This is a genomic window from Thermodesulfobacteriota bacterium (assembly GCA_040756475.1).
Taxonomy (GTDB): Bacteria; Desulfobacterota; Deferrisomatia; order Deferrisomatales; family JACRMM01; genus JBFLZB01.
Genome location: JBFLZB010000015.1, coordinates 16460 through 33600, shown reverse-complemented (window position 1 = coordinate 33600; position 17141 = coordinate 16460). Strand labels below are relative to the sequence as shown.

Annotated in this window: 17 protein-coding genes; 6 read left to right on the top strand and 11 right to left on the bottom strand. The window is 67.4% G+C overall.

All coding sequences use genetic code 11. The features are described from left to right. Positions 1–15: 15 nt before the first annotated feature. The 4 genes from AB1578_03825 to AB1578_03810 form a co-directional block, all read right to left on the bottom strand. Entirely contained in the window at positions 16–2928 is a 2913-nt protein-coding gene (locus AB1578_03825) for an EAL domain-containing protein (protein ID MEW6487030.1), read from the bottom strand. Between the two features lie 20 nt (positions 2929–2948). Next, positions 2949–4130: a hypothetical protein gene (locus tag AB1578_03820; GenBank protein MEW6487029.1), complete on the bottom strand. Its 1182-nt coding sequence runs from the start codon at positions 4128–4130 to the stop codon at positions 2949–2951. Between the two features lie 34 nt (positions 4131–4164). After that, positions 4165–4692, bottom strand: coding sequence for a hypothetical protein (locus AB1578_03815; protein MEW6487028.1), 528 nt, complete (start codon positions 4690–4692; stop codon positions 4165–4167). A gap of 466 nt (positions 4693–5158) precedes the next feature. Further along, positions 5159–5917: a PEP-CTERM/exosortase system-associated acyltransferase gene (locus AB1578_03810; protein MEW6487027.1), complete on the bottom strand. Its 759-nt coding sequence runs from the start codon at positions 5915–5917 to the stop codon at positions 5159–5161. Positions 5918–6174: 257 nt separating this feature from the next. Here AB1578_03810 and AB1578_03805 point away from each other — a divergent pair, with 257 nt between their 5' ends. Next, positions 6175–7293 carry an ABC transporter substrate-binding protein gene (locus AB1578_03805; GenBank protein MEW6487026.1) on the top strand — a complete coding sequence of 373 codons (1119 nt, stop codon included), beginning with the start codon at positions 6175–6177 and terminating at the stop codon, positions 7291–7293. 3 nt (positions 7294–7296) lie between these two features. Continuing rightward, positions 7297–9828 carry a response regulator gene (locus AB1578_03800; GenBank protein ID MEW6487025.1) on the top strand — a complete coding sequence of 844 codons (2532 nt, stop codon included), beginning with the start codon at positions 7297–7299 and terminating at the stop codon, positions 9826–9828. 338 nt (positions 9829–10166) lie between these two features. On the opposite strand, the gene AB1578_03795 is transcribed toward AB1578_03800, so the two are convergent. Further along, a complete protein-coding gene (locus tag AB1578_03795) occupies positions 10167–10292 on the bottom strand; it encodes a hypothetical protein (GenBank protein ID MEW6487024.1) in 126 nt (41 codons plus the stop codon). Between the two features lie 235 nt (positions 10293–10527). On the opposite strand from AB1578_03795, the gene AB1578_03790 reads away from it, so the two are divergent. Both AB1578_03790 and AB1578_03785 read left to right on the top strand, forming a co-directional pair. After that, positions 10528–10959, top strand: coding sequence for a universal stress protein (locus tag AB1578_03790; protein MEW6487023.1), 432 nt, complete (start codon positions 10528–10530; stop codon positions 10957–10959). Next, positions 10959–11510 (top strand): lipocalin family protein, encoded by a 552-nt coding sequence (locus tag AB1578_03785; GenBank protein MEW6487022.1) that lies wholly within the window; start codon positions 10959–10961, stop codon positions 11508–11510. Before AB1578_03790 ends, AB1578_03785 begins: the two co-directional genes overlap by 1 nt. Positions 11511–11540: 30 nt before the next feature. Here AB1578_03785 and AB1578_03780 read toward each other — a convergent pair whose 3' ends face one another. The 6 genes from AB1578_03780 to AB1578_03755 form a co-directional block, all read right to left on the bottom strand. After that, positions 11541–12059 carry a TlpA disulfide reductase family protein gene (locus AB1578_03780; protein MEW6487021.1) on the bottom strand — a complete coding sequence of 173 codons (519 nt, stop codon included), beginning with the start codon at positions 12057–12059 and terminating at the stop codon, positions 11541–11543. A 39-nt stretch (positions 12060–12098) separates the two neighbouring features. After that, positions 12099–12644 (bottom strand): TlpA disulfide reductase family protein, encoded by a 546-nt coding sequence (locus AB1578_03775; GenBank protein MEW6487020.1) that lies wholly within the window; start codon positions 12642–12644, stop codon positions 12099–12101. 168 nt (positions 12645–12812) lie between these two features. Beyond that, entirely contained in the window at positions 12813–13004 is a 192-nt protein-coding gene (locus AB1578_03770) for a zinc ribbon domain-containing protein (GenBank protein ID MEW6487019.1), read from the bottom strand. Then, positions 13004–13333 carry a thioredoxin gene (trxA, locus tag AB1578_03765; protein MEW6487018.1) on the bottom strand — a complete coding sequence of 110 codons (330 nt, stop codon included), beginning with the start codon at positions 13331–13333 and terminating at the stop codon, positions 13004–13006. Before trxA ends, AB1578_03770 begins: the two co-directional genes overlap by 1 nt. A gap of 148 nt (positions 13334–13481) precedes the next feature. Next, positions 13482–13739, bottom strand: coding sequence for a zf-HC2 domain-containing protein (locus AB1578_03760; GenBank protein ID MEW6487017.1), 258 nt, complete (start codon positions 13737–13739; stop codon positions 13482–13484). After that, the gene (locus tag AB1578_03755) at positions 13736–14335 is read right to left on the bottom strand and encodes a sigma-70 family RNA polymerase sigma factor (GenBank protein MEW6487016.1); all 600 of its coding nucleotides are present in this window, start codon (positions 14333–14335) and stop codon (positions 13736–13738) included. Before AB1578_03755 ends, AB1578_03760 begins: the two co-directional genes overlap by 4 nt. A gap of 237 nt (positions 14336–14572) precedes the next feature. On the opposite strand from AB1578_03755, the gene nrdD reads away from it, so the two are divergent. Together nrdD and AB1578_03745 are read left to right on the top strand one after the other, a co-directional pair. Further along, complete coding sequence (gene nrdD, locus AB1578_03750; GenBank protein MEW6487015.1) at positions 14573–16708, top strand: anaerobic ribonucleoside-triphosphate reductase; 2136 nt, start codon at positions 14573–14575, stop codon at positions 16706–16708. Positions 16709–16825: 117 nt separating this feature from the next. Then, complete coding sequence (locus AB1578_03745) at positions 16826–17077, top strand: hypothetical protein (GenBank protein ID MEW6487014.1); 252 nt, start codon at positions 16826–16828, stop codon at positions 17075–17077. Positions 17078–17141: the final 64 nt, after the last annotated feature.

Genomic DNA, 17141 nt, shown 5'->3' with positions numbered 1-17141 from the left:
GTTTCGGCCCGGTCGTTAGAGAATCAGCAGCTCGAAACCCTCGCCCGAAGCGGTGCCGGCGAGGGTTTCCGGGAAGGTCTCCTCGGCGGGCTGGGGCTTTCCGATGGCGTAGCCCTGGGCGAAGTCGATGCCGTAGCTCCCCAGGAGCTCCAGGATGGTCTCGTTCTCCACATACTCCGCGACGATCTTCTTGCCGAAGCCCCGGGCCACCTCGCCCATGGCCCGCACCAGGATCTGGTCGTCGCGGTTCTCGTGGAGCCGCCGGATGAAGGAACCGTCGATCTTCACGTAGTCCACCGGCAGCTCCTTCAGGTACCCGAGGGAGGAGAAGCCCACCCCGAAGTCGTCCAGCGCCAGGCTGCATCCGAGTTTGCGGATCTCCTCCATCAGCGCCCTGGCGGCGGCGAAGTCCGCCACCGTGGCGGTCTCCGTCACCTCCAGCACGACCCGGTCGGGGGCGACTGCATGGTCTTCCAGGGTCTGGCGCAGGTTGTGGACGAACTCCGGGTTCCCGAAGGCGTAGGCCGACACGTTGATGTGCATGCGGGTTTCGGGGAGCGAAGGCGTGAGGCGGCCCAACTGGGCCACCACCTTCTCGATCACCGCGTTGTCCACCGCGTGGATGAGCCCCGTGCGCTCACACGCCGGGATGAACTTCCCGGGGGGGATGGGCGTGCCGTCGGCTTCCAGCATTCGCAGGAGCGCCTCGTAGTGCGTGACCTCTCCGCTCTCCACGTGCAGGATGGGCTGGTAGTACATCACCAGCCGGTCCTGGGCCAGGGCCTGCTCGACGCGGTTCTTCCAGTACACGTTGTCGTGCATCAGGCGGCGGGCCTGGGTCTTGGACGAGTATAGGTGCCAGCGGCCGCGCCCGGCCTCCTTGGCCTGGTTCATGGCCAGGTCGGCGGCCGCCAGGACCTCGGCGGCCTCTGCGCCTTCCTGGGGAAAGAGGGTGATCCCGATACTTGCCCCGATGCGGTGCCGGCCCCCGTCGACGGGAAAGGCGATGCCCTCGATCTCGGCCGAGATCTTCTTCGCGAGCTCGACCGCCCCTGCTTCGCTGGTCTCGGGGACGAGGATGGCAAACTCGTCGCTGCTCAGCCGCGCCAGGGTGTCGACGCTGCGCACCACCCGCGCCAGGGCATGCCCCACCACGTTGAGGAGCAGATCGCCCGCCTGGTGCCCGGCGGTGTCGTTGACGTACTTGAACTGGTCCAGGTCTACCACCAGCACGGCGCCGGTGCGGCGGTAGCGTTGGGAGACGGCCAGGGCCCGAGCCACCTCCTCGGCGAATCGTTTCCGGTTGCACAGGCCCGTGAGGGGGTCGTGGTCGGCGAGCCACGCCAAGCGCGTCTCGGCGCTCTTTCGGGCCGTCACGTCGACCCCCACCGAGAGAATCTGGGGCTCTTGCCCGCCGTGCCGCAGCAGCCGCGAGTGGATCCAGGTGATGTGCCGGACCGAGCCGTCGCGGCATCGGAGCTCGGTTTCGTGCTGGAACTTGGGGGGCCTGCCGTCTGCCACCGCCGCGATCCGGCCCTTGAGGTCCGGAAGGTCGTCGGTTAGGTCCGCGACGGCGTCGAAGGAAACGCTCTCGCCCCGGGCCGGGTCCCCGAGCAGCGCCCGGCCGAAGGGATTGACCATGGTGATGCGGCCCTCGCGGGTTTGGGTGAGAACCAGCACCTGGGCCGTTTCCAGGAGGCTCGTGACGAAGTCCCGCTCCGCGGAGAGCGCCTGCATCTGGCTTTGCAGGGCCACTCCGTGGGTGCGGAGCTCCTCTTCGAGGGTTTCCAGGCGGCCCGCCAGGGTCACGGTGGTGTCGTCGAGCACCTCGATCTCGTCGCGCACCCGGGCGGGGCGGCGGCCGCTCCCCAGGATCTCCCTCAGTTGGGAGAAGCGGCGCTCCGCGAGCAGGGGAAGGTTCTCGGCGGTGCGCCGCAGCCGGGCCATGGGAGGGCCCAGCAGCGCGAGCAGCAGCCCCTCTCCCAGCACCAGCACCGCCAGGCCCACGTGGAACTGGGTGCGGGCCGCGGCGAGAATCTCCGCCAAGGGACGGGAGACGTTGGTGATGACGGCCAGGTGGGCCTTCTCCCCGGTGGGGAAGCCCTCCAGGGGGAGGAGCAGGACCTCGTAGGTCTGGGATTCGTGCTCGACGCGCACCCCCGCGGCCAGCGCCTCGAGGGAGGGGTGGCGCTCGCTCGCGCGGCGCAAGACCTCCCAAGTCTTGGGCTCCCCGCTGAGAGCCGCCACCCGGACCCGCCAGGGTTCCAGGATGCGGCCCCTTCGGTCCCCAACCCCGCCCCACGAAGCCCCCGCCAAGACTCCCACGTCGGCATCGGAGACCTTGCGAAAGCTCAAGACCATGTCGGCCAGGGACGCACCCAGCACCACGACCCCGCGATTGCGCCCCTGGTCGAGCAAGGGCACCGCGGCGTACTGCATGCAGTCGTCCCGGCACTCCACCCCGGACCGGGGCTGCTCTCGGGAGTTGGCGTCGAGCACCCAGGCCGGCACCGGTGCGGGAAGGGAGTCCGGCAGGCCCGACCTTCCCCATGCCCCCAGGAGCCGCGCCCCCGAGTCGTAGATGCGGGCGACCTCCAACCCCATGTTGATCTGCAAGAGGGGCCAGTGCTCGTCGAAGGCCGTGCGCACCAGCGCCGGATCCTCGGAGCGCAGCGAGAGCCCCATCCCCGCCAGGGTAGGAACCAGGGCGCCCACCTGCCGCAGCCGCTGGAGCGATTCGGCGAGCAGCCCCGCCACCTCCGTCTGGTACCGGGCGTGGGCCAGGCGCCGCTCGCGCTCGAACTGGGCCAACTGGTCCCGGTACCCCCTGACCGTGAACCACGAGGCGAGCCCCCCCAGGATGAGACTGGTGAGGACGATGGCCTTCCACTTGAGGCTCAGGAAGGGGCGGCGACTCGGGAGGCGCAAAGGGGGCCGGGGCCTTTCTCTCAGAAGTGGAACGACACGAGGGCCGAGAAGAGATTCCAGTAGCGCTCCAGGTCCGCCGTGTCCCGGTTGTCGAGCCGCGGCAGCCACGCGGTGCCGTCCACCAGGTGGTACTCGACCCGGGCCATCCAGTGGGGCGTGATGTCCCAGCGCAGCCCCACCGTAAGGTCCTTCGCAAAGCGGGTGTGGGCCGGCACCGTCCCCCGGGTCTGGGCTTCGAAGTCCTTCCCATCCCGGTCCGACCGGTCGCTGTACAACACGTCATACCGCGCCATCGCCTCCCAGCCCTGTGCGAAGCGGTACGCCGCCTGGAGGTAGTAGCTTTCGCCGGTGACCCGGGTGGTGCTTTGGCCGAAACCACTGCTTTGGAACTGGCGAAGCGCGTATTCGCCGGTCAGGCTCAATCGCTCGGCGTTGTACTGGGCCGATAGGATATATGGGCGAAATCGGATGGATCCGTCAGGAATTAAATCCTGTGCGCCCCGTTCATAGTCGACGTTTGCTTCAGCCAGTGAAAAGGCCAGACGCAGCCGACCTCCTTCCTTCTCGTACATGAGCCTGCCCAAATAGGAGATGTCGCTTTCCAGGTGCCCTGGGGCTGCCATCCCAAGGAGCGCGATCTCGTTCTCGTCGCCACGCAAGCGCAGCCAACCTGCCCCTGCCTGGACGAAGAAGTCACCGAAATCAGTCCGGCGTTCGCCGTAGACGTGGGCACTGTCGGCCGATAGCAGGACGTCCCTGACCCTGTCGAAATAGATCGACTGTGGTAGCAGGATGCTGGGGCGAGTGATGGGAACATCCCTCGTCTCGTTGTAGAGACCGAAGGGAGTGGGGACCCGACCCACCCGAATGCCCCACAGATCGGACTTGGTTGTGACAGGGCTCAGGTCCAGGAAGCCGTGGTCCAGCCTCGGCTGGCCGTTGTCCCCGTCTCCCGCCCAACGGGACAGCCCTTGGGCGGAAACCTGAAACCACGGACTCGTCCTCCATGATGCGTTTATACCGATCTCGCGAAAATCGAAGCTTCCACCGTCGCGCGTCTCGCTCTGACCAAAGAAGTCGTTTCCCGTCGTAAGAACGTATGCCTGAGACAGGAATCCGTGAATTTGAAAGGTGCCCGGGATTCCCTGCAATTCGATGGCACGCGATGTGGCTGGACCGAACAGCAGGGCCAACCCAATCATGGGTGAGAGGAAGGCAGAAACTCTCCCTCGCCGCCTATTGGACATCGAGTACGCGTACCGTTTCATCGATCCACTCATTCGAGAGGTAGCCGATCCCTCCCGGAGTTGCTGCAACCCTGGCTCTCATTTCCAGCTCGGATTGCAGAGAAATTGGCGCCTGCCCTGTTCCTGAATAGACGAGTCGATCCCAGGCCTGCCGAAGTTGATGGGGAAATATGTTGAGTTTCATCTTGCTGAACGAGTCATGAACCTTTGACCGGTCATCCAATACAAAGACCACAATTGGCGTGCCGTCCCCCCAAGTTCTCAGTCGCATCCCGAAAATCGCCCGCAATACGTTGCGCGAAATCGTGGTTTCCGCCACCGTGGGATGGACTACAACCTCTTGCGCGAAACTGGCGGACGCTAGGCAGAGGATTCCCGCTACCGCCATTGCCAGCAAGGTACTTCGGTTCCACCGAGGGGAGCGGCGCGCGGCGTCCGGCCTCCGAAGCTGGAGGATTGCTTCCGGGACGATGCGGGTCCAACCAGCTTTCGGCACGGTACCGCAGACTGCCTTCATGCCATGTTCTCGCCGACGGGAAGCGACGCTGCCGGGAATCCGGTGCTACGGCTCGCGTGGGGTCGGGCAAGCCTGCCAGGAAGCCTCAGCAGTCCATGGAGTTGGGGGGCAACCCTACTCTTCGCCCGCAACGCCCCATGACTTTAGAGCCATTGTGGCTCGGGGGCACGGCCGCGCAAGGGATGTGGGAGGTCATGGGAGGGGGGAGGGGATAGGGCGGGTGTCCGGATATGCCGGCCCGTTCCGGTGCGGGAACGGATTGGGCGTAACCGGTCGAGCGCGGATCCGTTCCGGTTCCTCTGTAGGAGCCAGCTCCTGCTGGCGATTTCGGCCGAAGGCCGACCGTTCCCCCTGCCGTTAGCGCGGCAAGTCGCCTGCGGGAGCAGGCTCCTACACTCGCTTCTCGTTGTCCTTCGGATAGAGAGCGGCCGGCCGGTTACGTCCGAACGGATCTTGGCGCACCCCGCTACCTTTGTCCGGCCGCGACCGCGACTCGGGGTTCGTCGGGCGTCGACCAGTGGTTTCCTTCCGGGGCGCAGCGGCCGGCGTCCGTCAGAAGGTTCCAAACCTCGCGCCGCTCCCGGTAGGCGCGGCTCATCACGTCTGCCACCACCCCGAGGTGAGCCTGTCGGACTCCATGATACTCGATGGGTGGGGCGATGGGTTCGAAGTGCAGAGAGAACCGCCGAAGTAAGCGGTTGAGCAAGGGTTCCATGATGGCATAGAGGTGGGTCACGCCGTGAGCGGAGGACAGACGCATTACCGCAGCGAGCAGTCCCAGCACAGGGAACGGGAAAGCTGGACTCCGGTGGGGAGATACCTTCCCGTCGGCGTTCTTGAGGAGCCTTGGTACGATCAGGCGGGAAATCTCTGCCGTGTCGCCGCGTGGGAGCAGGGCGGGATTCACTTTGGCGGGGTCGAAGCGTCCTCCCGAAACCGATTCGATGGGGAACGGTTGAGACGGATCATCGATGGGTGCCAGGATCAGGCGGACACACCCTGCCGCCTGTCCCGTGCTCCGGTGACGAATGAGGCAGTGGGCGGAACGTGCGTCGTATGTATCGACCTCCCTCCCATCGGGATAGCGCCAGGGTTCGTACCCCGGCACCTGCATGTCCTCGCAAATGGTTCGGTACCGAAGTCGAAACACCTCGTCCAGCAGTTCGGGCGTGTTGGCGAAGACGAGCTCGAAGTGGTCGTTGAAGGCGTTCAGGAGATCGCTCAACCCCTTCGCTCCCACTGCAACCGCCGGGTCCCCTCCGCATCCCGGGTCTGTGTTTTTTTTGGCCCATGGCATGAAACTACAGGTTCCCGGGAAAAGGCAAGGAGCAATTGTGCGGGGGCAGGGGAACCCCCCATTTCCCCCTTGAGATGAATCGTTCTTTGGCCGATTCTTACCCCATGTCTGTGAAACAGGGCTCAAGCTGCGGGCGCGAGCCTCCCGGGCTTGGGTGAGGGGTCGGACGGAGGAGACCGATGGGGATGGTCCGTTGGCCGGGTGGGGCCGTGCTCCTGTGCGCGCTGTTGGGCGCAGCCGCATGCCGGCAGGGGGGAGGCGATCTGCCGGTAATCCGGCTGGGCCACGCCCTTCACGACCACCACGCCCCCCTGTATGTGGCCGCCCGCAATGCCGCCTACTTTCGCGAGCACGGCGGCGTGTACCTGCGGGAGGTGGTCGACCGCGCCGAGTACGAGCTGGTGGCCCAGGGGCGCGCGGTGGCGCGCGTTCGGGTCGGTTCGAGCACCGGAGGTCAGGAGCTCGTCCGGCGCCTGGCGGAGGACCAGTTCGACGTGGCCTTCGGCGGTTTCCCCGCTCTGGTGGAGGCCATCGACCGCGGCGCCCCCCTGCGGATCATCGCGCCGGTGATGGCCGGTGGGGCGGCCCTGGTGGTGCACCCGGGGCTCGCCGTGGAGAGCTGGGGGGAGTTCGTCGCGCTGGCTCGCGGCCGCGGCTCGCCGGTGCGGATCGGCTACACGGCGGCGGTGTCGGTGCAGGGCCTCGTGTTCGGGGAGGGGCTTCAGGCGGAAGGCCTTCGGTACGCGGACCAGCTCGATGACACCGATGCCCAGGTCGTCCTGCTCAACCTCCACGGGCCCGGCAATCTCATTCCGGCGCTGGAAAACGGTCTGGTGGACGGCTTCGTGGCCATGCAGCCCTACGTGGCCATGGCCGAGGAGCAGGGCAAAGGCAGGCTCGTGACCTTCCTCGAGGGAACACCCTTCGAGCAGGCGGGGCCCTATCCCTGCTGTGCCGTTGCGGCGCGCTCCGGGGTGCTCCAGGCCCAGGGGCCCGCGGTGGAGCATCTCTTGGCACTGCTGCTGCGCGCTACCCGGTACCTGGCCGAAGAGCCCGAGGAAGCAGCCCCCGTGGTGGCGCAGTGGCTCGACGGATCGGCCGCCGTGGAGCAGCGCTCGCTGTCCACGATCCACTTCACCACGGAGCTGGACGCCGCCTGGGACCAGGGCGCCCAGGCCTGGGTGCGGGCCATGACGGCCCGGGGGCTCCTGGGGGGGCGGGTGGGCCAAGCCTATCGGCGCGGGGAGCTCGAAGCCACCCTGTACGACCTGCACGTGTTTCGCCGCGCCCGGAGCCGACTCTAGCCCATGCGCCTTCCGCTCTCCCGAAAGGTCTTCATCGTCTTCTCCAGTCTAATGGCGGTCACGGCCGTGCTGGGGCTGGTGGTGTACGAAGGGCTTCGGGACCTGCGCCGGGCGGCGGAGGAGGTGCAGTGGCTCCAGGATTTCCAGCTCCAGGTGGAGAAGCTCGGAGCCTTCAACCGCGGCCTGGGCCCGCACGGTTCGGAGGAGAGCGGGAGCCGGTTCCGCGAGGAGTTCGCACAGGCCCTGCACCTGGCGGAGCGTGTGGGGCGCCTCAGCCGAGATCTGCCCGAGGAGCTGCGGGCGGGGCTCGAGAGCGTGCCCACCTACCTGGGCTACTATCGGGCAGCCTATGAAGAGCTCTTCGTCCGATACGCGGAGGACGGGAGGAGAGAGGCCGAGAGCCGAGCCTTGGTGGCGAAGCTCCACGCGGATCTGGATGCCCGGGTAGACGACGACACGCTGCGGGCGCTGGGGCTGCTCCTGCGGGCACAGATTCTAGCGGACAAGGTGTATCACGGCCGCGATCTCGCTGCGATCGGAGAGCTTCGCCGGCTGGCGCAGGGCTTGGACGGCCAGGGGCTCGCCCCCGATTTCGGCGCCGGTCTGCGATCCCTGGTGCAGGGCGCCGAGGCGGCCCACCTGAACTACCTGGGTATCCTGGATCGGGAAGGGTTTCTCCGGGATACCGGGGCGCGCTTCACGCAGGTGGCGGCGGCCACCATCCAGGCGATCTCCCGGGAGAGCCAGGCGCACCAGGCGCGACTGCGAGGCACCATCCTGGGGTTGGTGCTCCTGGCCGTGATCCTCACCTTCGGCCTGTGGCACCGGGTCACCCGATACCTGGGGCGCTTTCTGGCGGACATCCGCTACGCCATCGGCTCGATTCGGGCGGGCCAGTACGACTACGGGCTGGAACGGGTGCCCGAGGACGAGTTCGGGGACCTGGCCGTCTTCCTGCGGGATCTCTCCGGCAATCTCCGAGAGACCCTCACCCGGCTCATCGCGTCCGAGGAAAAATACAAGCGGCTGGTGGAGAGCCTGGCCGAGTGGGTCTGGGAGACCGATCCCGACGGGCGGTTCACCTATTCGAGCCCCGTGGTGGAAACGATGCTCGGCTGGAGGCCCGCCGAGATCCTGGGACAGGGCTTCCTGGAGCTCTTGCCCCCCCACGAGGCGGCCCGTGTGGCGCGCCCCTACGCCGAGGCGCTGGGTGCGAGGCGCCCGGCGAACAGCGTCGAAGCGGTGCTTGCCCACCGGGACGGCCGGCCGGTGGCGATCGAGTCGGGATGGCAGCCGGTCTACGGAGCACAGGGCGAGTTTCTCGGTCTGCGGGGGGTGAGCCGGGACGTGACGGAGCGGCGCCACGCCGAGGAGGAGAAGGGGAGGCTGCGGGAGCAGCTCATCCAGGCCCAGAAGATGGAAGCCATCGGCACCCTCTCGGGAGGGGTGGCCCACGACTTCAACAACCTGCTCCAGTCCATCTCGGGCTACACGGAGATGCTCCTCCTGGGCAAGGCCGAGGAACACCCGGACTACGCAAGGCTCAAGAAGATCGAGCTCGCGGCAGACCGGGCGGCCGACCTGACCCGGCAGCTCCTGGCGTTCAGCCGGCGTCTGGAGAGCCGCCCGCGGCACGTGGACCTCAACCAGGAGGTGCGGCACTCGGTGGAGCTCCTGGAGCGTGCGCTGCCCAGGATGATCGAGATCCGCACCTCCCTCGAGCCGGAGCTGCGGCCGGTGTGGGCCGACCCCGGCCAGATGGAGCAGGTGCTCGTCAATCTGGGGGTGAACGCAAGGGACGCCATGCCGGCGGGCGGCAGCATCCGCATCGAGACGCGCAACCTGGTGCTGGCGCCTGACGCGGCTTCCGCCGCGGGCCTGGCGCCCGGCGCTTACGTGGAGCTGTGCTTCGCCGACAACGGCTGCGGGATGGACGCCGCCACCCTGGAGCACATCTACGAGCCCTTCTTCACGACGAAGGAGGTGGGAAAGGGCACCGGGCTCGGCCTGGCCATGGTGTACGGCATCGTGAAGGCCCACGGGGGGGCACTGGCCTGCGAGAGTGCGCCGGGGCAGGGCTCGAAGTTTCGCATCTGCCTGCCCGCCCACGACGGGGCCGGACCGGTGCCCGAACCGCCCGCGCCCCCGCCCCCGGTGCGACGCGGTTCGGAGACCCTGCTTCTGGTCGACGACGAGGAGCTGCTGCGCAGCCTGGGCCACGACCTGCTGGCGGGAGCCGGCTACACCGTGCTCACCGCGGACAGCGGAGAAGCCGCCTTGGAGGAGTTGCGCGCCCGGGGGGCGAGTATCGACCTGGTGATCCTCGACCTCAACATGCCCGGAATGGGGGGTACCGAGTGCCTGCGCCAGCTGCGGGCTCTGGGGTTTGGCGGGCCGGTGCTCATCGCGAGCGGGGTCTCTCCCATGGGGGCGGAGCGGACGGCGCTTCAGGAAGCCGTCCAGGGCTTTCTGCGCAAGCCCTTCCGGCTGAGCAGCCTCCTGGAAGCCGTGCAGGGGGCGCTGCACCGGGCGTGAGGGCCTCGGACCGTCCGTTCGGCCGGAGGCCAAGTCGTGGGAGCCCGGCTCCGATGTGCACGCAGGGTCGCGCTCCTGCGCAGCGGCATTTGGTGGCGGGGTGCGTAGGGGCGCACGGCGTGCGCCCGCGCGGGGGTGGCGCTCGTCCCTCGAGGCGCACAGCGGTGCGCCGCTCCGGGTGACACAGCCGTGTTGCGGACTCTCCGCCGTGACACGAACCCACACGGGTCAAACAGAACCGGTGCGCGGTTGGGTCGGAGAGGTGCGACGAGAGGCGGTCCAGGGCTCTCGGATCCTGCCCCAGGACGGGGGGCGTGCTGGCTCCTGGCCGAGGGGGATCAGTCCTCCCCCGGTCCCCCTCCTTCGCCGCCCCGCCCCGGGCGGTCGCCGGGGCGACTGCCCAGATGGGCTGCCACCCAGACGAGCACGGCGAACGCGAGGAGCATCACGACGTCCCTGGACATGGCCGGGCCTCCCTGCCTGTGGATCAGGACACGGGATTACACATCGGCACCAGAGCGGGAATTCCTGAGTTGCCCAAGACCTGCGGTTGCCCGGAGGGAAGAAGCGCCCACCGGTCGCGTCGGGCCGACCCAGGGGGCTTACCCCGGGAGCCAGGTTGCCCGGGCCCCTTGCCGAGGGTACGTTGTCGGGGACTGGGCGGCCGGGGGGAGTGAGCTGAGGCGCAAGGAGGGGCAGATGGCGTGGAGTGAGTACCGCAAGATCCTCGTTGCGGTGGACGGTTCCCGGGGCGCGCGGGAAGCCGCCCGGCGCGGCGCCTCCCTGGCGAAGCTCTGCGGGGCGCAGGTGCTCTTGGTCCACTGCCGCAAGGGCGTGCCCGAGTACCTGGGGGAGCCCTACTACCAGAGGATGCTCGACCGCCTGCTCGCCCAGGTGGAGGAGCTGATGGAGCCCTACCGGGTCATCTTTCGGGAAGCGGGGGTCTCCTTCGAAGAGCGGGTGCTGGAGGGAGACCCCGCCAGGGCGGTGTGCGAGGCCGCGCGGGTGGAGGAGTGCGACCTCATCGCCATGGGGACCCGGGGCCTCTCGGACTTCGAAGGGCTCTTCCTGGGGAGCGTCGTCCACAAGGTGCTCGTGTGCGCACCGTGCCCCGTGCTGGCGGTGCGCTGATGGGCCCCGGAGCGATGGCGAGGGTTCGGGCAGCGGTGCTGGCGGCGGCCTGCGCGGTCTTCGGCGGCTGCCACGCCCGGCACCCCGGGCCGGACCTGCCGGTGGTTCCCCGGGTGGACCTGGAGCGGTACATCGGCGTCTGGCACGAGATCGCCCGCTACCCCCACCGCTTCCAGGAGGGCTGTTCCGCGAGCACCGCCACCTACGCGCTGCGGGACGACGGCCGGATCGACGTGCTCAACGCCTGCCGGGAGGGCGGACCGGAGGGCGCGCTCCGCACCGCCACCGGCGTCGCCAAGGTCGTGGACCCGGCCACCAACGCCAAGCTCAAGGTGAGCTTCTTCCGGCCCTTCTGGGGGGACTACTGGATCATCGGCCTGGGCTCGGACTACGAGTACGCCGTGGTCGGACACCCCTCCAGGCGGTATCTCTGGATCCTCAGCCGCACTCCCCAGATGGACGAGGCGACCTACCGGGAGATTCTGGCCCGCCTGGAGACGCTCGGGTATGACACGACCCGCCTGATTCGGGAGCACGGACCTCCTCGGTAACCCCGCCGCGTTCGGAAACCCCGAAGAAGGCTAGGACTCCTCGCTCAGCAGCGCCTGAATCGCCTTCTCCATTTCCTGGGCGATGCGCCGGTCGTAGCCGAGGAACTTCTGGCGGATGCGGCCCTGGCGGTCCACCAGGAAGGCGGTGGGGATGGTGGAGATGCCGCCGTAGGCTCGGCGCACGTCGTCCTCCACCGGGAGGATCGGGTAGTTGACGGTGTTTCGTTCCAGAAACGAGGCGACTTCCTGGGGGTCCTTGTCCATGTTCATCCCCAGGATCAAGAAGCCGTCTGCGCGGTAGGCGTTCTGCATCTCCACCAGGTGGGGGAGGGCGGCCCGGCAGGGGGGGCACCAGGTGGCCCAGAAGTCCAGGAGCACCACCTGGCCGAGGTGCTCCGACAGGCGCACGACCCGGCCGTCGATGGAGGTGGCGGCGAAGTCCGGAGCTGCCTGGGGGGGCGCCGTGTTCTTCTCCTCCGAGCAGCCGCAGACTGCAAGGAACAGGAAGGCCAGGAGGGGCGCGAGGGTGCCGCGCAGGCTCGGTTTCATCGGACGGACCTCGCTGGGGGCGAGAAACGCAAGCGCTTCTCAGGAGCCGTAAGGTACGGCGGATCCTTCTCCGAGGAGCTGGATGATCGTCTTCTCCAGACTCCCGGCCAAGTCGTGGCTGAAACCCAGTTGCCTCTTCCGGATGCGTCCCGTGCGGTCGATGAGCACCGCGTACGGAACGGTGGCGATGCCCCCGTATGCTTGACGGGTGACGTCGTCCAGGAACACCACGGGAAAGTTGATCGTCTCGCGCCTGAGGTAGTCGGCCACGTCGTCGGGGTTCTTGTCCAGACTCAGCCCGAGTACGGCAAGGCCCTTCGACCTGTACGTGTCTTGCAGCTTCACGTTGTGGGCCATGCTGACGCGGCACGGCGGGCACCAGGTGGCCCAGAAGTCCAGGAGCACCACCTGCCCGCGATAGTCCGAGAGCCGGATCCGGGTGCCTTCGACCGTGGCCAGGGCGAAATCGGGCGCTTCCCGGGGATCGGGCTTCCGGGTGCTGCCCTCGTCGGCGCAGCCGATGGCGAAAGCGGTCAGGAGGAGGGCAACGGCCCCCAGGCCGACCGCCCGTAGGAAGACCTTCATGGCGTGTTTCTGAGCTCCATCTCTCGCCCCGATGAGCACTGCGGCTGCGCCGCAGCGCTCGATGCAAACGCGGCAAGGGCCGCAAAATAGATCAGCGGGTGCGCTGCCGGAAAGCTCCGGGCGCGCCGCTCATTCCTCCGCGAAGCCGACCGGCCCCGGGGTTCACCGTCAGGAGAAAGCTCCCCGGGGCGCCCCGCAGCCGGCCGCCCCGCTCTTGGTGCGGGCGGCCACGGTCGCAAAGAGCTTCTCCATCGAGGCTCCGCACACGGGGCACCCCGGGGGCTGGGCTGCTTCGGAAGAGCGGGCGAGCACCTCGCGGCGCTCGCCGCAGGCGGAGCACCTGTACTCGTACAGAGGCATCACGCCACCTTCTTGAGCAGTTCCTCGAGCTTCTGCCGGGGAACGGCGCCGACCACCTCATCGACCACCTGGCCGCCCCGGAAAAGCTTGATGTTGGGAATCCCCCGCACGCCGTACTTGGCGGGCGTCTGGGGATTCTCGTCCACGTTCATCTTGGCCACCACCACCTTGCCGTCGTAGGCGCCGGCCAACTCTTCCACCACGGGGGTCATCATGCGGCAGGGGCCGCACCACGCCGCCCAGAAGTCCACCAGCACGGGCTGGGAAGCCTTGAGCACCTTCTCATCGAAGTCCGCATCGGTGATCGTGAGGACCTTTTCGGACGCCATGGGATTCTCCTCTCGTGGGGGAAAAGGGGGCCGGATTCCGGGACCCGGGTGCCGCCGACCGGCGGCTCAGCAACTGCCTCACCCGCCGCCCCGGGCGAAGAAAACTACCGCGGCGACGAGAACGGCGATCCAGAGCAATGCCTCCATGCTACTCCTCCGAGGAAGCGCGGCAACGCTCGCGCAGGAACCGGTGCAGATCGATGTGTACCTCCCGGGGCAGGTCGTCCTGCTCGGCGCACCCGCGGTAGAGCACCACCGTCTTCTCCAGGGTGTTGAGGAATGCCACGCAGGGGTCGCACCCCGCCATGTGCCGGCGGATCTCCTCGCACAGGCTCGGATCGAGCTCTGCGTCGATGTACGCAGAGAGGTTGTCCAGGATCTCTTTGCAGCTCAGCGAACCGGTCATGCGGCTGTCGTCCCCCCCCCCGGCACGTCCTCTTCGAAGTAGGGCCCGAGAAGTTCTCGCAAGAAGATCCGTGCCCGGTGCAGCCGGGTCTTCACCGCGCCTTCCGAGATTCCGAGAATCTCTGCGGTCTCGCGCGTGTCCAGGTCCTGGATGTCGCGCAGGACCACCACGGCGCGGTACGTGGGCGGAAGCGCCTGGATGGCCCGATCCAGCACGCGTCGAACCTCCTTGCGCAGTACGGCTTCCCGGGGGTTGATGGCCCAGTCCGAGATGGTGCGCCCCTTGAGCTCTTCGTGGCTGGGCACGGCAATCTCGTCGAGCCCCACGCTCTCCGGCTGCTTCTTGCGCAGCCGCATCAGGGCGTGATTGGTGGCGATGCGGTACACCCAGGTGGTGAACGCTGAATCTCCCTTGAAGGAACCGAGGTGGCGGTAGGCGCTCAGATACGTCTCCTGCAACAGGTCCCGGGCGTCGTCCGGGTTGCCCATGAGGCGCAGAAGGTGCCCGTACACCTTCCCCTCCGATACGTTCACCAGTGCCTCGAACGCGCGGAAGTCCCCCTCGCGGGCCTGCCCCACCAATTGCGCTTCGTTCATCCGACGGCTCTGATGCTCTCCGGGGGAGAGACGTAACAGGCTTTCCGTTATGCTGCGGGAGTCGCAGCATAATGAAGGGGCCACAGGCGTGCAAGGAAAAGCGCCGGCGACTCCGGGTTGGGAGGATTTCTGGGGTTCCCGGGCACTATATGTTGTGGTATCCTCCCGGCCATCCTACCAAATCTAGTTGTTCCCACCGTCTAAGGGCTCGATATCTCTTGCGAAAAGGAGACCGGCATGGGTGAGGTCATGGATTTCGGTCGGCGGGCGGCCACCCCGGCGAGCGACGCCACGGACAAGGTGCTCTTCGTCCGCACCTCCGACATGGATATCCTGGGCTGGGATCGCCAGCGGATCGTCGATGCGCTCATGCGCGAGACGCTGCTCGACGAGGGCACGGCCCAGGAGGTCGCCCTGGCCGTCGAGGGCGTGATCCAGCGCTCGAAGATCGAGGTCCTCACCGCTCCCCTCATCCGCGAGCTGGTGGACGCCAAGCTCATCGAGTTCGGGCTGGAGAGCGCCCGCCGCATGCACACCCGGCTCGGCATGCCGCTCTTCGACGTGGAGGAGCTCCTCGTCCAGCCCAACAAGGAAAACGCCAACGTCCCCCACGGGCCCGAGGCGACGAACCTCACCCTGGCGGAGAACATCAAGAAAGAGTACGCGCTCTTGGCGGTCTTCAGCCAGGACGTGGCCGACGCCCACATGCGCGGCGACGTGCACCTGCACGACCTGGGCTTCATCGACCGGCCCTACTGCTCGGGGCAGAGCCTGGAGTTTCTGAAGAAGTTCGGGTTGAACCTCCCCAACAGCCTGGCCAACGCCCGCCCGGCGAAGCACGCCGAGGTGCTCCTGGCCCACATGGTGAAGTTCTCCGCCGCCCTCCAGTCGAACTTCGCGGGGGCCATCGGGTGGGACGCGGTGAATCTCTTCTTCGCGCCCTACCTGGTGGAGATGAGCGACCGCGACGTGAAGCAGCTCGCCCAGATGCTCATCTACGAGTATTCCCAGCAGGCGGTGGCCCGGGGCGGCCAGGCCATCTTCAGCGACATCAACCTGTACTGGGAGGTGCCCAAGCACTTCGAGGACGTGCCCGCCATCGGCCCCGGAGGCGAGTTCACCGGCAAGACCTACGGAGAGTATGAGAAGGAGGCCCAGCGCTTCGTCAAGTTCCTCTTCGAGGTCTACCTGGAGGGCGACGCCTCCGGGCGGCCCTTCTTCTTCCCCAAGCCCCTCGTGCACATCACCGAGAAGTTCTTCAAGACGGAGGGGCATCGGGAGTTTTTGCGCCAGATTTGTGAGGTCTCGGCCGAGAAGGGCAACACCTACTTCGTCTTCGACCGGGGGGAGACCGCGAAGATCTCCGAGTGCTGCCGGCTCTCCTTCAAGCTCGAAAAGTCCGATCTCGACGACGCCAAGCAGCCCTGGAAGATGCGCTACTCGGCCCTCCAGAACGTGACCCTGAACCTGCCCCGCCTGGGCTACCGGGCGGGGGGCGAAGACGCCCGCCTCTTCGGCCACATCACCGAGGCCATCGAGCTCGCGTGCCGGGCGCACCTGCAGAAGAAGGCCTTCATCGAGAAGCTCCTGAGCCAGGGCGACCGCGGCCCCCTGGGACTCCTGTGCATGAACCGCGACGGCCAGCCCTACCTGCGCATGCACCGGGTGAGCTACCTGGTGGGCATGGTGGGATTGAACGAGCTCGTGAAGATCCACTGCGGCCAGGAGCTCCACGAGAGCGACGCGGCCTTCAAGCTCGGCCTCAAGGTGATCGCCCACATGAAGCTCGTGACCGAGAAGCTGAGCAAGCACCACGGCATGCACTTCGTGCTGGAGCAGACCCCGGCCGAATCCACCGCGTACCGCTTTGCCAAGCTCGACCTCAAGTACTACTCCCCCCAGGCGGGCCGCACCGTGCGCGGCGACGTCTCCCGGGGCGAGGTCTACTACACCAACTCCACCCAGCTCCACGTGGGCAGCCCACAGAACGCCGTGGAGCGGGTCAACGCCGAGGGACTCTTCCACCCCCTCATCGAGGCCGGGGCCATCACCCACGTCTGGCTCGGCGAGGAGAAGCCCTCCCCCGAGAGCCTGGCGAACTTCGTGGAGAAGGTCTTCCGCCACACCCACAACGACCAGATCGCCTTCAGCCCCGAGTTCACCACCTGCCAGGCCTGCGGCCGCACCTCCCGCGGCCTCGATGCGGAGTGCCCCCGGTGCGGCAGCGACGAGGTCGAGGGCATCACCCGCATCACCGGCTACTTCACCAAGATCAGCTCCTGGAACAAGGGCAAGCTCGGCGAGCTCCACGACCGCATGCGCAACCGGGGCTTCTTCACCGCCTCGCCCGAGGCAAGAGCGGCAGGGGAGTGAAGGCGTCGGACGTGAGGCGTGAGAAGTGAAATGTGAAACGTGAAGGTTGTCCTCACTTCAACGTGCAACCCGCAACAAGCAACCTGAACCGATCCTGCTTTCCCAGGAGGCCTTCCCATGACCCTCTTCACCAAGGAAAACTGCGGCAAGTGCGACTACGTGAAGCAGCACGTGGACCTGCCCCGGCTCCACGTCGCCGTCGAGGTCCTGGGCCCCGACAACGCCGATGCCCTGGCGCATCTCGCCTGGCACGGCCTCGTCGATGTGGCCGAGCGGGCCCTGCCCATCCTCGTCCTCGACGACTCGAGCCACATCACCGGCGCCATCCCGATCAAGAACTACCTCTCGGGGTTGCAGGGGAACGCGTGAGGTGAGCGTGGGGGCGGGGGGATGAAGGACCGAGAGAGATCGACCGGCGGCCCGAGGAAGGCCG